Annotated in this window: 12 protein-coding genes; 7 read left to right on the forward strand and 5 right to left on the reverse strand. The window is 69.7% G+C overall.

Annotated elements, in window-relative coordinates; genetic code table 11:
- Positions 1–172: 172 nt before the first annotated feature.
- Genes ACFV6H_RS29700 through ACFV6H_RS29720 form a run of 5 tightly spaced genes read right to left on the reverse strand, consistent with a single transcriptional unit; the run spans position 173 to position 5,711 of the window.
- Positions 173–1,483 carry a DUF58 domain-containing protein gene (locus ACFV6H_RS29700; protein WP_385548262.1) on the reverse strand — a complete coding sequence of 437 codons (1,311 nt, stop codon included), beginning with the start codon at positions 1,481–1,483 and terminating at the stop codon, positions 173–175.
- A gap of 11 nt (positions 1,484–1,494) precedes the next feature.
- Positions 1,495–2,505: an AAA family ATPase gene (locus ACFV6H_RS29705; RefSeq protein ID WP_385548264.1), complete on the reverse strand. Its 1,011-nt coding sequence runs from the start codon at positions 2,503–2,505 to the stop codon at positions 1,495–1,497.
- Complete coding sequence (locus ACFV6H_RS29710; protein ID WP_385548267.1) at positions 2,502–3,755, reverse strand: DUF4350 domain-containing protein; 1,254 nt, start codon at positions 3,753–3,755, stop codon at positions 2,502–2,504. Before ACFV6H_RS29710 ends, ACFV6H_RS29705 begins: the two co-directional genes overlap by 4 nt.
- Positions 3,752–4,441, reverse strand: a complete 690-nt coding sequence (locus ACFV6H_RS29715; RefSeq protein WP_385548270.1) for a DUF4129 domain-containing protein — start codon at positions 4,439–4,441, stop codon at positions 3,752–3,754. The genes ACFV6H_RS29710 and ACFV6H_RS29715 overlap by 4 nt, the downstream gene beginning before the upstream one ends.
- Positions 4,442–4,445: 4 nt before the next feature.
- A complete protein-coding gene (locus ACFV6H_RS29720) occupies positions 4,446–5,711 on the reverse strand; it encodes a hypothetical protein (protein ID WP_385548273.1) in 1,266 nt (421 codons plus the stop codon).
- 194 nt (positions 5,712–5,905) lie between these two features.
- On the opposite strand from ACFV6H_RS29720, the gene mtnA reads away from it, so the two are divergent.
- From mtnA to ACFV6H_RS29755, 7 genes are all read left to right on the forward strand, one after another.
- Positions 5,906–7,063, forward strand: a complete 1,158-nt coding sequence (gene mtnA / locus ACFV6H_RS29725; protein WP_384794255.1) for an S-methyl-5-thioribose-1-phosphate isomerase — start codon at positions 5,906–5,908, stop codon at positions 7,061–7,063.
- A 7-nt stretch (positions 7,064–7,070) separates the two neighbouring features.
- The gene (mtrA, locus tag ACFV6H_RS29730) at positions 7,071–7,748 is read left to right on the forward strand and encodes a two-component system response regulator MtrA (RefSeq protein ID WP_028804982.1); all 678 of its coding nucleotides are present in this window, start codon (positions 7,071–7,073) and stop codon (positions 7,746–7,748) included.
- Between the two features lies 1 nt (position 7,749).
- A complete protein-coding gene (gene mtrB, locus ACFV6H_RS29735) occupies positions 7,750–9,819 on the forward strand; it encodes an MtrAB system histidine kinase MtrB (protein ID WP_385548278.1) in 2,070 nt (689 codons plus the stop codon).
- A complete protein-coding gene (locus ACFV6H_RS29740; protein ID WP_385548281.1) occupies positions 9,809–11,662 on the forward strand; it encodes an LpqB family beta-propeller domain-containing protein in 1,854 nt (617 codons plus the stop codon). Before mtrB ends, ACFV6H_RS29740 begins: the two co-directional genes overlap by 11 nt.
- A 170-nt stretch (positions 11,663–11,832) precedes the next feature.
- Positions 11,833–12,555 (forward strand): ComF family protein, encoded by a 723-nt coding sequence (locus tag ACFV6H_RS29745; protein ID WP_385548284.1) that lies wholly within the window; start codon positions 11,833–11,835, stop codon positions 12,553–12,555.
- A gap of 312 nt (positions 12,556–12,867) precedes the next feature.
- On the forward strand, positions 12,868–13,560 hold the full coding sequence (gene hpf / locus ACFV6H_RS29750) for a ribosome hibernation-promoting factor, HPF/YfiA family (RefSeq protein WP_093603986.1): 693 nt from the start codon (positions 12,868–12,870) through the stop codon (positions 13,558–13,560).
- A gap of 241 nt (positions 13,561–13,801) precedes the next feature.
- Complete coding sequence (locus tag ACFV6H_RS29755; protein WP_093603980.1) at positions 13,802–14,563, forward strand: response regulator transcription factor; 762 nt, start codon at positions 13,802–13,804, stop codon at positions 14,561–14,563.
- Positions 14,564–14,597: the final 34 nt, after the last annotated feature.

Here is a 14,597-nt window from a genome sequence, read left to right on the forward strand (position 1 = left end):
GGGGGGACCCTGTGGGAGAGTAGGACGCCGCCGAACAATCTTTGACGGGAATGCCCTGCACCAGGATTTATTCTGGTGCAGGGCATTTCTGCGTTTCAGGGCCATTTCAAAGTCCTATGCGGTAGCCGACCGGTCTTCGTCGGCTACACGCAATCGGGCTCCTGGTCCGCTATCAGAGGCGTCCCGCTGCCTTCAGCGCGAGATATGCATCTGCGAGAGCTGGAGCCAGTTTCTCCGGGGTGGCATCCACAACGGTGACGCCATGCCTCTGCAATTGCTCCGCCGTACGACGTCGCTGTGCCTGTGCCTGAGTGCCGGCGGCGGCCTCGTAGACCGCGTCCACTGTGCCCCGTCGCGTACTCATGCTTTCGACATGGGGATCGGCGACGGAGGCGAGGAGGACCGTGTGGCGTTTGGTGAGCTGAGGGAGGACGGGAAGGAGTCCCTCCTCGATGGGGGCGGCGTCGAGACTGGTGAGAAGTACGACGAGCGATCTGCGCGGCGCGTTCCTCAGTGTGGCCGCGCTGAGACCGCGGGCATCCGTCTCGACGAGCTCTGGTTCGAGCGGGGCCAGCGCGTTGACCATTGTCGGCAGGACATCGCCCGCGGAACGGCCCTGGACCTGGGCGCGTACACGGCGGTCGTAGGCGAGGAGGTCCACGCGGTCGCCTGCTCGTGAGGCGAGCGCGGTGAGGAGGAGCGTGGCGTCCATGGCCGCGTCGAGGCGCGGGACGTCGCCGACCCGGCCGGCCGATGTGCGGCCGGTGTCGAGGACGACAAGGATGTGCCGGTCGCGTTCTGGGCGCCAGGTCCGTACAGCGACGGTTGACTGGCGGGCGGTGGCACGCCAGTCGATGGACCGGGTGTCGTCGCCGGGAACGTACTCGCGGAGGCTGTCGAATTCGGTGCCTTCGCCACGGGTCAGCACGCTGGTACGGCCGTCCAGCTCGCGCAGTCGGGCGAGCCTGGACGGCAGGTGCTTGCGGCTGGTGAAGGGCGGCAGCACTCGCACCGTCCACGGGACGTCATGGTTGCCCTGGCGGGCCGCCAGGCCCAAGGGACCGTACGAGCGCACGGTCACGCGTTCCGCGCGGCGGTCGCCGCGGCGGGTCGGGCGGAGGGACGTGGTGAGCCGTCGGCGTTCACCTGCCGGGACGGTCAGCTTGTGCCGGGACGCGGCCTGTTCGGTTCCGGCGAACCAGCTGCTGGGGGGCCAGGCGTCGCGCAGATGGGCGCGGAGCCTGCGGCCCGAAGGGTTGGTGACGGTGAGATGGACTTCGGCGCCTTCGCCGAGTCGAACAGACGTATCACCACTTCGGGTGAATCGGAGCGTTCGCACTGGTGCGGCCAGGGCGTAGTCGCACAGAATTGCTAGCGAGAGCGGCGCATTGACGGCAAGGATCCCCGCCCAGCCGGGGGCGTAGATACCGACGGGGAGAGTGCCAAGGGCCGCGAGGAGTGCGGTGCGTCCGGTGAGAGCCACGGTTCACCGCCTCATCGGGGAACGGGGACATTGGCGAGGATCGCGGTGATGACGGAGTCGGCGGTGACCCCTTCCATCTCGGCCTCGGGCCGCAGTTGGATGCGATGGCGGAGTGTGGGGAGAGCCAGGGCCTTCACATCGTCCGGGATGACATAGTCCCGGCCGGTGAGCCAGGCCCAGGCGCGGGCGGTGGAGAGCAGGGCAGTGGCGCCTCGCGGGGAGACGCCGAGTGAGAGCGAGGGGGATTCACGCGTGGCACGACAGATATCGACGACATAGCCCGCGATCTCGGGTGAGACGGATGTCTTGGCTACGGCGTCGCGTGCCGCGTCCAGGTCGGCCGGCCCGGCGGCGGGCCGTACCCCCGCGGCCTGGAGATCACGAGGGTTGAAGCCTTCCGCGTGGCGGGTCAGGACGCTGATCTCGTCGTCGCGGGACGGCAGCGGCACTGTCAGCTTGAGGAGGAAGCGGTCGAGCTGGGCCTCGGGGAGCGGATAGGTGCCCTCGTACTCGACGGGGTTCTGGGTGGCGGCGACAAGGAATGGATCGGGGAGCGGGCGCGGGGTGCCGTCGACCGTGACCTGGCGCTCCTCCATTGCTTCCAGGAGTGAGGACTGGGTCTTGGGCGGCGTGCGGTTGATCTCGTCGGCCAGCAGCAGATTGGTGAAGACAGGGCCGGGCTGGAAGGAGAACTCGGCGGTCCTGGCGTCATAGACAAGGGATCCGGTGATGTCGCTCGGCATCAGATCCGGGGTGAACTGGACGCGCTTGGTGTCGAGTTCCAGGGAAGCGGCAAGTGCCCGTACCAGAAGGGTCTTCGCGACGCCGGGGACTCCTTCGAGGAGGACATGGCCGCGGCAGAGAAGGGCGACGACAAGCCCGGTAACGGCGGGGTCCTGGCCGACCACCGCCTTCGCGATCTCGGCGCGTAGGGCCTCCAGGGAAGCGCGGGCGCTGTCCGTGTTCTCGGCCTTCTCGGAGTTCTGGGTGTTCCCGGCGTTCTGTGTGGTCGGAGCACTCATGAAGTGCGTACCTCTCTTTCGAGGGCGTCGAGTTGGTCCGCCAGGCGGACGAGAGCGGCGTCGTCGGCCGGGACCGGGCCGAAGAGCAGAGTGCGCGGGTCCTGGGCGGTGTCCGCGAGGTGCGAGGCGACGGCCGGGATCAGGGACTCGGGCGAGTGTGCCTCGGTGGCTGGGACGCCGAGGAGAGGTGCGAGGCGGTCGCGGGTCGCCGAGCGCAGGGCCGATGCCGCGTGGTCCCGGGCGTTCGCCTTGCGGTAGAGGCGGGCGCGGCCCTCGGTGGACTCGGAGGCCCGGATGGCGACGGGAAGCCGTTCGGCCACGAGAGGGCCCAGCCTGCGGGCGCGCCAGACGGCGGCGAGCACCGCGGCGAGGAAGAGCTGGAAGGTGCCCCAGAGCCAGCCTGACGGGATCAGATCGAGGAAGCCGCTGTCGCCGCCGTCCCCACTGTTGTCGCCGCTGCCCTGGGAGGCAGAGGCATCACTGAGTGAAGGGAGGTACCAGACGAGATGAGGCCGGGAGCCCAGGAGTTGCAGGGCGAGCGAGGCGTTGCCCTGCTTGTCGAGGCGGTCGTTGTAGAGAAGATCGGGGGAGCCGAGCAGGACGGTGTCACCGGCATCCGTATCCGTGTCCGTGCCTGCCCCTGTTTCCGTGTCCGTATCTGTTTCTGTGGCGGGGATCCTGAGCAGGGTGGGCACACCGTCACTGAGGTAGCAGCCGTCGGCGTCGGGCGAGTCGGTGACGTATCGCTCGCCGCCGATGTCGACGGTGCCCGCGCGGGCGGCGGTGGGCAGCGAGCAGCGCGGGGCTCGTGCGGAGACGGGCGCGGGTGCGCTGGTACGGACACCGGGGGCCAGTATGTCGACCGAGGGCGGGCCGGCGCCGAGGTGGACGGTGCGGCCTCCCGAGAGCGCGGTCGTGTCGTGCAGGAGCCACTGCTGGTGAGGGGTCAGCAGATCGGGATTGGTGACAAGGAGCGTGGTGTCAGGGCCGGTTGCGGCCGTGGCCTCGTCCAGTGTGGTGACGACATCGATGGACACGCCGCTGTTCCTGAGCAGCTCGGCGGCGGCGCGGCTGCCGTACTGGTCGGCGGAGCGGGGGTCGAGGCGGCCGTGCCGGTCTCCCGAGGTGAGTGCGGCCATCATGATTCCGGCCGTCAGAAGGATGGCGAGTGCGAGGAGCAGTCCGCGGGCTCGGGTCCAGATCTGGCCGGCGGTGAGGGAGAGCGATGTGGAGCCGGTCGGGGAGGTCACTCGGCGGTTCCTCCGGATGCGGTGCTCAACTGCGGCTTCGCTCGTTCCAGATCGAGATCGAGTTCACGCAGACGCAGATATGTCCGCTGGTCGGCGCTGCGGCCTCCGTATGTGACGTCGTCGAACTCGCCCGCGGCGGCGCGGAGTCGGTCGGCGTGGTCGGGGAGCGGGCGTCCGGCCTCGGCGGCGGCTTCGTCGGCGGTGCGGCTGGGGCGCGGGTCGAGCAGTGCTCGTTCCTCCAGGGACCGGACGATGGCGCGCATCCGCTCCTGGACGGCCTTGTTCCAGCGCTCGGCGGTTGCGTGTGTTTCGGCGGCGGCACGGTGTTCGGCGGCGCTGCGCGGTCCGTCCTCGAAGAGCGAGCCGGCCGAGCCGGGTATGCGGCGAGGTGTGCCCAGCCGCCACCACAGGGCGGCGAGGAGGGCCACCACGACCAGGACGACGACGGCCAGGCCGAGCGGACCGCCGGGAGCGACGCCTGACGCGGCGTTGAGGAGATCGCCGATCCACTCCCAGAAGCGGTTGATCGCGCGCTGGAGAAGGTTCGGGTCGTTCTCGTGGTACATCGGCTTGGACAGTTCGCGCTCCGCCGCTTCCCGGGCGGGGACGCGCGGGGTGTCCACCGGTATGTCGTTGCTCAGGCGTATCAGCAGCCGTGCCGATGTCGCTCCCCCCGTGATGGACACCGCATCAGCTCCTGGAAGGGCCGTGGCCCGGCTGCTGGGAGCCGTAGCCCGGTACGCCCGCGGCCCGCGCCAGTTCGAGGTCGAGGGCCTCGCGGCGGATGCGCTGGTCCACGTAGAGGAGAACGGTCACACCGGCGGAGATCGGATAGGTGATCGTGGTGGCGACCACGGTCCCGATGCCGGTGATGATCAGGAAGGGCCAGCCGAGATCCGTACCGGTGCCGGAGAGCAGGCCGTCGAGACCACCGCCGTCCACCGCGGCGGCGAGGATGCCGAAGGGCACGGCGATGACCAGCGTGACGAGGAAGGTCAGCACGAGAGTGAGCAGGAGGATGCCGAAGGTGCGCCACCAGGCGCCTGCCACGAGCTTGGCGGAGCGGCGCAAGGACGCCATCACGCCCCGGCGTTCCAGCATGAGCGCGGGCGAGGCGAGGTTGAAGCGGACCATCAGCCAGATGACGACGGCGACGCCCGGGAATCCGCCGAGCAGGGCGAGCGCGGCTCCCGCGGCCGATCCCAGCAGCACGCCGGGAAGGACGCTGATCGTCATGATGGCGGTGCTCATGAGGAGCAGCAGCACGGTCAGGCCGAGGAGCTGGGGGAGCCGGGGCCGGGCTTCGCGCCAGGCCTCGGAGAGTGTGACCGGACGTCCCAGCACGGAGCGGCTGATCACCACGGTGAGTATCGAGGTGGTGAAGAGGGTGCCGATCACGGTGAGGGCCAGCGACGGGACGAGCGAGACAAGGCTCTGCTGCACCGAGTCGGCGGCCTGGTTGAGGGCCTCCGAGGGGCTCGCGTCGGGGTCGATGGCCACCGGCTCGGGAAGGAGATAACGCTGGACGAGGATCTCGGCGATCTGGGAGACCACGGCGACGGCGAGGGTGACGCCCAGCACGGTCCGCCAGTGGGCGCGCAGCGTGGAGACGGCGCCGTCCAGGATCTCGCCGACGCCGAGCGGGCGCAGCGGGATCACGCCCGGCTTGGCGGCGGGCGGCGGGCCCCAGCCGTAACCGGGCCCGGGGCCTCCGCCGTAACCCGGTCCGCCGCCGTATGCGGGCCCGCCCCAGCCCGGCGTCGGCGCCGGCTGCTGCGGTGCGGGTCCAGTGCCGGGGGCGCTGGGCGGGGACCACTGCCCGGCCGGCGGCTGGTCGGGCGACCACTTCGGGGCGGAGCCGGTGTCGTCGGCGGGCCCGGCGGGCCTGGGCACGCTGGTGTCCTGGCCGTCGGACGGGGCGGATCCGGGCGAGGCCCAGCCCGGAGTGTCGTTCACGGTCGTCCACCTCGTGGATTGGTTGCGGGACCGGCTCGGCGAGCCGGCGTTTCGACGGTGCCTGTCCGCGGAGCGGGGTGGCGGGCTGGCAGCCATCGTGCCACGCGTTGGCTCTGGGCGGGTCGGGGGCCGTATCTCCTTCTCACGTCCGTGCTTGCCTTCATTGTCCGTGCCGTAGCGGGCAGACTGAGCGGATGGTTGATCAGTACGCACAAACCCCGGTCGGCGCGGAGCCGTCCATGCTCCCCTCGATCCGCTGGGACGAGCCGCCGGAAGGGCCCGTGCTGGTGCTTCTCGACCAGACGAGACTTCCGGTCGAGGAGGCCGAGCTGGTCTGTACGGATGTGCCCGCGCTGGTACGGGCGATCCGAACGCTGGCGGTGCGGGGGGCGCCGCTGCTGGGTATCGCGGGCGCCTACGGTGTGGCGCTGGCCGCGCTGCGGGGCTATGACGTGGAGGACGCGGCGACACAGCTCGCGCAGGCGCGGCCCACCGCGGTGAACCTCGGGTACGGAGTGCGGCGGGCGCGTGACGCGTACCGTTCGGTGGCCGAGAGCGGGGCCGGTCTGGAGCAGGCGGCAGCGGCCGCGCTCGCCGAGGCCAGGCTGCTGCACCGGGAGGATGCCGAGGCCAGCGCGCAGATGGCGGAGTTTGGGCTTACGCTCCTCGATGAACTGCTGCCGGGTGGCGGCCACCGGATTCTGACCCATTGCAACACCGGAGCGCTGGTCTCGGGCGGGGAGGGCACCGCGTTCGCCGTGGCACTGTCGGCCCACCGGGCCGGGCGGCTGCGGCGCCTGTGGGTGGACGAGACCCGTCCGCTCCTCCAGGGAGCCCGGCTGACGGCGTATGAGGCGGCTCGCAGCGGGATGGCGTACACATTGCTCACGGACAACGCGGCTGGTTCGCTGTTCGCGGCGGGGGAGGTGGACGCCGTTCTGATCGGGGCCGACCGGATCGCCGCCGACGGCTCGGTGGCGAACAAGGTGGGGAGTTATCCGCTCGCCGTGCTGGCCAAGTACCACCATGTGCCGTTCGTCGTGGTCGCCCCCACCACGACGATCGACCTCGACACCCCGGACGGGGCGTCGATCGAGGTCGAGCAGCGATCGGGACAGGAAGTGACGGAGGTCACGGCGCCGCAGACCGCGGTGGCGGGAGTGGAGGCGGGGAGTGGGATGCCGGTGGCGCCGCTGGGAACACAGGCGTACAACCCGGCCTTCGACATCACGCCACCGGAACTGGTGACGGCGATCGTCACCGAAAAAGGCGCGCTGTCCCCGGTGACCGGGGCCGGAATCGCGGAGCTGTGTGTCAGGTCACGCCAAGGTAACGATGAGCTAATGGGATGATGTCGATATGAAGGGACGCGTCCTTGTCGTCGATGACGACACCGCACTGGCCGAGATGCTCGGGATTGTGCTGCGTGGTGAGGGTTTCGAGCCGTCGTTCGTAGCGGACGGTGACAAGGCACTTGCCGCTTTCCGGGAGACCAAGCCGGATCTGGTGCTGCTGGATCTCATGCTGCCCGGTCGGGACGGTATTGAGGTGTGCCGGCTCATCAGGGCCGAGTCCGGGGTTCCGATCGTCATGCTGACGGCCAAGAGCGACACGGTCGATGTGGTGGTGGGGCTGGAGTCGGGGGCCGATGACTACATCGTCAAGCCGTTCAAGCCCAAGGAGCTGGTGGCCCGTATCAGGGCGCGGCTGCGCAGGTCCGAGGAGCCGGCGCCGGAACAGTTGGCGATAGGCGATCTTGTCATCGATGTGGCCGGTCACTCGGTGAAGCGGGACGGGCAGTCGATCGCCCTGACGCCGCTGGAGTTCGATCTGCTGGTCGCGCTGGCACGGAAGCCGTGGCAGGTGTTCACGCGTGAGGTGCTGCTGGAGCAGGTGTGGGGCTACCGGCACGCGGCGGACACCCGGCTGGTCAATGTGCATGTCCAGCGGTTGCGCTCCAAGGTCGAGAAGGACCCGGAGCGTCCGGAGATCGTGGTGACCGTCCGTGGTGTCGGTTACAAGGCAGGGCCGAGCTGACATGTCCGGCGGCAGCGCTGCTCCGAAGCCCGGGGAGCCGGGAGTCCGTGCGGGGCGCTCTGCCGGCCCGGGACGGGTGTTCTCGTGGTTCGGTCGGCTCTTCCAGAGCGGCCGGCTGCTTCAGGACGGCTCGCCGGGCGGACCGGTGCTGCGGCTGCTGGTGCGCTGGGTGAGACGGCCGCTGCTGCCCGCCGTACGGCTGTACCGGCGCAATATCCAGCTCCGGGTCGTCGCCGCCACACTGCTGATGTCGCTCGGCGTGGTGCTGCTGCTCGGCTTTGTCGTCATCGGCCAGGTGCGCAACGGTCTGCTCGAAGCCAAGGAGAAGGCGGCCCAGAGCCAGGCGGCGGGCGGGTTCACCGTGGCGAAGGAGAAGGCCGACGCACCGGCCGCGCCCGGTGGCCGGGACGGCGACGGGACGAGCGGCAAGTCGGGCAGGAACTCCGTCAACTGGCGCTCCGACCTGGTCGAACAGCTCGCCAGCGGCGGCCCCGGTGCCTTCAATGTGGTGGCGCTGAGTCCCGAAGCGCAGAATGTGGTCTCCACCAACCGCGCGCCCCGGGTCTCGGGTGGAGTGGATTTCGCCAGCGTTCCCGCGGATCTGCGCTCCGCCGTGGCGCGCGGAACCGGACCGTACGAGACATACGCGCAGATCAGATATACCGGTGCGACCGAGGACCGGGAGCCGGAGCCGGGGCTGATCGTCGGCAAGCGGCTGAACGATGTCGACGGCAACGCGTACGAGCTGTACTACCTCTTCCCGCTGACCCAGGAGGAGCAGTCGCTCAATCTGGTCAAGGGCACGCTCGCCACGGCAGGGCTCTTTGTGGTCGTGCTGCTCGGGGCCATCGCCTGGCTGGTGGTGCGGCAGGTCGTCACACCCGTACGGATGGCCGCGGGCATCGCCGAGCGGCTCTCCACCGGCCGTCTTCAGGAGCGGATGAAGGTTACGGGCGAGGACGACATCGCCCGGCTCGGCGAGGCGTTCAACAAGATGGCGCAGAACCTCCAGCTCAAGATCCAGCAACTGGAGGAGCTGTCCAGGATGCAGCGGCGGTTCGTCTCCGACGTCTCGCACGAGCTGCGTACGCCTCTGACGACCGTGCGGATGGCCGCCGATGTCATCCATGAGGCACGCAGTGACTTCGATCCCGTGACGGCGCGCTCGGCCGAGCTGCTCGGTGACCAGCTCGACCGTTTCGAGTCGCTCCTGTCGGATCTGCTGGAGATCAGCCGTTTCGACGCGGGCGCGGCGGCGCTGGAGGCCGAGCCGATAGATCTGCGGGTTGTCGTACGGCGGGTGATCGGCGGCGCCGAGCCGCTGGCGCAGGCCAAGGGCAGCAGGATCCGTGTGCTCGGGGACGAGCAGCCCGTCGTCGCCGAGGCCGACGCACGCCGTGTGGAGCGGGTGCTGCGCAATCTGGTCGTCAACGCCGTCGAGCACGGCGAAGGCCGGGATGTGATCGTACGGATGGGAGTCGCGGGCGGAGCCGTCGCGGTCGCCGTGCGTGACTACGGAGTGGGACTCAAGCCCGGTGAGGCGACCCGGGTGTTCAATCGCTTCTGGCGGGCCGATCCGGCGCGCGCCCGTACCACCGGAGGCACCGGCCTCGGCCTGTCGATCGCCGTCGAGGACGCGCGGCTGCACGGCGGCTGGCTCCAGGCATGGGGCGAGCCCGGCGGCGGCTCGCAGTTCCGGCTGACGCTGCCCCGTACGGCCGACGAGGCGCTGCGCGGCTCGCCCATACCGCTGGAGCCCGAGGACTCCCGGCGCAACCGCGAGCGGGCAGGCGCCCATGATCTCAAGGAGAGCGCGCACCGGCTGGCGAGCGTGCCCGTCCAGCAGCGCGTGGAACGTCCCGCGCTGCCCGGGGCGCCGGGTGTGCCGCCGCCCGTGCCCGCCGTGGCGGTGGACCCGGCGGCGATGCCGGGCAGCGGCGCGCGCGTGGTGGCGCGCCCCGCCGAGGAGCCGCTCTCCGGCAACGGTCCCGGCGCCGGGCACGGCCCTGGTGAGTCCGGCGATTCCACCCAGCAGGTTACGGAGCGGGAGGACACGATTCGTGGGCGCTGACCGCCGTCGGTACGGCCTGGGACGGGTGATGCGCGCGCCGGCCCTGCTGGCGACCGTCGCCGTGCTGCTGGCGGGATGCGCGTCGATCCCGGACAGCGGTGATGTGGAGCCGGTGAAGGCCTCGCCGCCCGGTGAGTCACAGGTGCGCGTGTACGCCGTGCCGCCTCGGGAGAAGGCCGGGCCCGACGAGATCGTCGACGGCTTCCTGGAGGCCATGACCAGTGACGATCCCGACTTCGCGATGGCCAGGAAGTATCTGACGAAGGAGGCGTCCAGGGACTGGAAGCCGGGCGAGAGCACGACCGTACTGCGCGCCGCGCCCGATCCCGCCCCGGTCAAGGAGCCGCCCGCCGGCGCCGGTGACACCGGTCGCACCTATCCGCTGTACGGAGACCGGATCGCCGATGTGGACTCCGCGCACGCCTATCAGCCGGTCGGGCCGACGCCGTACAACGGAACGATCCATCTCGTGCAGGAGAAGACCGGTGCGGACACCAAGGAGTGGCGCATCGACAGCCTGCCGCCGGGACTGGTGCTCGGTGAGTCGGACTTCCAGCGCAACTACCGCTCCATGAACAAGTATTACTTTGCCTCGGGAGAGAACTGGCTGGTCGCGGACCCGGTCTACATCCGGCAGCGAATAGACCCCACGACACGGATGGATCCGGTCACCCAGGCGGTGAAGGTCCTGCTCGACGGACCGACGCACTGGCTGAAGCCGGTGGTCGATTCGCCCTTCCCTGCCGGTACGGCCCTTCAGAAGGGCACCAGATCGCTGGAGTTCGACGACCGGAACGCGCTGAAGGTGCCGCTGAACGAGAAGGCGTCCAAGGCAGGACGCAGCCAGTGCCGCAAGATGGCGGCGCAGTTGCTCTTCACGCTGCGGGACCTGACCTCCACGCCGGTCAGTCAGGTCGAGTTGCTGGCGGACGGATCCTCGCTCTGTGTGCTCAGCGGCGACCAGGCCGAGGAGTTCGCGCCCGACCGCACCACAGGGCGTCCCGACAACCCGTACTTCGTCGACAGCGCCGGGCGGTTGTCGACGCTCCACATCGGCGCCGACGAGAGCGTCGACCCGGTTCGTGTCGTCGGGCCGTTCGGCAAGGACGGGCCGAAGCTCGGCTCGGTCGCGGTCGCGCGCGACGAGAAGCACGCGGCGGGCGTCTCGGAGGACGCCAAGACGCTCCATGTGGCTTCCATACTCTCGGACGGCGAGTTGGGCGATCCGCTCGTGGAGAGCAAGGGCGCACGCCCGCAGGACCGGCTGTCCGCGCCGAGTTGGGACGGACACGGAGATCTGTGGATCGCCGACCGGGATCCCGGGCAGCCGCGTCTGCTGAGGTTCGAGGAGGGCACGGGCGCGCCGCGGCCGGTCACCATCGACGGGCTGGGCGGCGCGCGTATCGAGGCGCTGCGCGTGTCGGCGGACGGTGTACGGATCGCGATGCTGCTGTCCGAGGACGGGCGGACCACCTTGCGGATCGGGCGGGTGGAGCGGGACGGCTCCGGGCCCGAGTCCGAGGTGTCCGTGAGAGGACTCCAGCCCGTGGCGCCGCAGATGGAGTCGGTGACGGCGGTGTCCTGGGCAGGGCCCAGCCGGCTGGTGGTGGTCGGCAAGGAGTCCGGCGGTGTGGAGCAGGTGCGCTACATCCAGACCGACGGTTCGACCTCGGCGGCCGGCGTGCTGCCGGGACTGTCCCCGGTGACGGCGATCGCGGCGGCCGACGACGACCGGCAGCCGCTGGTGGCCGACACCCAGGAGGCCGGGATCGTGGGGCTGCCCATGGGAGCGAACTGGCAGACGATGGTCGAGAGCGGCTCGTCACCGGTCTATCCCGGCTGACCGTGCCCATGAGGCCCGCCGGGAGCGGGCCGGTGCATACCTCCACGTCGGCGGGTGTGTACGGGCAGTGGCCGCCTCGGCCGGAGCGGATCGCCACGGCCCCGGGCTTTACCGAAACCAGTTATCCACAGGGGTGGCCGGGCGCCTCCGACATTGACACAGTGGGTCCCATGCGGGGGTGGTGGCGCGAGATCACCGGCCTGGTGCTGCCGGTCGCCTGTGGCGGATGCGGCAGCCCCAGGACGCCGTTGTGCGAGGAGTGCGGACGGGCGCTGTACGGGACGTGGCCGTGCCGGGTGCGGCCGGTTCCCGAGCCGGTGGGACTGCCGGTGGTGCACGCGGCGGCGCCGTACGAGGACGCCGTACGGGCCGTTGTGCTGGCGCACAAGGAACGGGGCGCGCTCGGGCTGGCCGCACCGCTGGGCCGTGCCCTGGCCGGAGCCGTGCGGGCCGCCGCGCCGTCCGGTACGGGAGTCGGACCGCTGCTGCTCGTGCCGATGCCGTCCGCGCGGCGTGCGGTCGGAGCGCGTGGCCATGACGCGACGCGCCGGATGGCGCTGGCCGCCGCGGCTGAGCTGAGGCGCGCGGGCCGGCCGTGCCGGGTGCTGCCGGTGCTGCGGCAGCGACGCGCGGTGGCGGACCAGGCGGGTCTCGACGCCCGTCGCAGACGGGTGAATCTCTCAGGCGCGCTGGAGGTGGCCGGCGGAGGCGCGCGGCTGCTGGCGGGCGGCCGGGTGGTGCTGGTGGACGATCTCATGACAACCGGTTCTTCGCTCGTCGAGGCGGCGCGGGCACTGCGTGCCGCAATGGGCTCCGGCATTCCGGGATACGTACAGGTGAGCGCGGCAGTTGTGGCCGCGCCGCCCCTGTCCTTCGAAATAAACCGGAACTGATCGGGATCTTGCATCGTTGCTGGTAAACAGGGAAGAAAAAGACCTGAACAGAGGTACATGCCGGTAGCGGGTGCCGACACCCGTCCGGGAGGGCTATGTTCGGTTATGAGGAATGGCGCAAGCCATGACTCACTGAATGCACTGGTCTGCTCGGCGTTTTCAGAACCTCGAAACTTCGGGGGGTGGGGATCATGCCGACGGGGGAGGAGGAGGTGAAAGTCGCCAAGTCCGAGGCTCCGGTGACTACTGGGGTCTGGTGCAACAGGGAGTAACTCCGCAATGAGGCGGAGTGATCCGGGAACGGAGTTCTGCGTGGACATCGTCGTCAAGGGCCGCAAGACCGAGGTGCCCGAGCGGTTCCGCAAGCACGTGGCCGAGAAGCTGAAGCTGGAGAAGATCCAGAAGCTCGACGGCAAGGTGATCAGCCTCGACGTCGAGGTGTCCAAGGAGCACAACCCGAGGCAGGCCGACCGGTGCGACAGGGTGGAGATCACGCTCCACTCCCGTGGCCCCGTGATCCGTGCGGAGGCGGCTGCGGCCGATCCGTACGCGGCGCTCGATCTGGCCACCGGCAAGCTGGAGGCCCGGCTGCGCAAGCAGCACGAGAAGCGTCACAACCGGCGTGGCAATGGGCGGCTTTCGGCCGCCGAGGTCGTCGAAGTCGTTCCTGACGTGGCTCAGTTGAACGCCAACGGCCAGACCGCCGCGGAACAGGCGGCTGCCGAGGCCGTCCCCACCACCAGGATCGGCACGCTGGAGGTACAGGGCGACGGACCTCTGGTGGTCCGGGAGAAGAACCATGTGGCGGCACCGATGACACTCGATCAGGCGCTCTACGAGATGGAGCTGGTCGGGCACGACTTCTATCTCTTCGTCGATTCCGACACCAAGGAACCCAGCGTCGTCTACCGGCGCCACGCATACGACTACGGTGTGATCCACCTCAGGACGGACCCGTTCGCCGGTTCGGAAGCCGGCGGCGCGGGCGGCGCCCTCGGCGGCTGAGCCGTCGCCCGCACGCGACTGACGGACGGGCCGGAGGCCGGCTGGGAGTCCGGCCGAAATATGTGCTCCGGTGGTGCCCCTGAGCGCCCCCCGCGCCTCAGGGGCACCGGCGTGCGGACCGAAGGGTCACCGCTCTGTCATCCAGGCATGAAATCATGGCGTCGCAAGCCAACAAGTGGTCTGCGAACTGCGGTTGGCCGGCTCTTATGAATTCGGGCCACGGCCTTCAGGGGGAGGAACGATGGCGGACAGCTTCGGACCGGTGCACAGCGCGGACGATGCCGACGACACGGTCGGCGGCGCCCGGTCCGACGCCGACACGGAACGGGGCGGCTCCCGCAAGGAGCCCATCCGGGTCCTTGTCGTGGACGACCATGCCCTTTTCCGCCGTGGACTGGAGATCGTCCTCGCCCAGGAGGAGGACATCCAGGTCATCGGCGAGGCCGGCGATGGCGCGGAGGCCGTGGACAAGGCCGCCGATCTGCTGCCGGACATCGTGCTGATGGATGTACGGATGCCCAAGCGCGGCGGTATCGAGGCCTGTACCTCCATCAAGGAGGTGGCCCCCAGCGCCAAGATCATCATGCTGACGATCAGCGATGAGGAGGCCGACCTCTACGACGCGATCAAGGCGGGCGCCACCGGCTATCTCCTCAAGGAGATCTCCACCGACGAGGTGGCCACCGCCATTCGCGCCGTGGCCGACGGACAGTCACAGATCAGCCCGTCCATGGCGTCCAAGCTGCTGACCGAGTTCAAGTCGATGATTCAGCGCACCGACGAGCGCAGACTCGTTCCCGCGCCGCGGCTGACCGACCGTGAACTGGAAGTCCTCAAGCTGGTGGCCACGGGAATGAACAACCGTGATATCGCCAAGGAGTTGTTCATCTCCGAGAACACCGTGAAGAACCATGTCCGCAACATCCTGGAGAAGCTGCAATTGCACTCCAGAATGGAGGCCGTGGTCTACGCGATGCGGGAGAAGATCCTGGAGATCCGCTGAGCGGTCACCGAGCGGCCACTTGAGCGGTCGGACG

Source organism: Streptomyces sp. NPDC059743 (assembly GCF_042732975.1).
Lineage (GTDB): Bacteria > Actinomycetota > Actinomycetes > Streptomycetales > Streptomycetaceae > Streptomyces.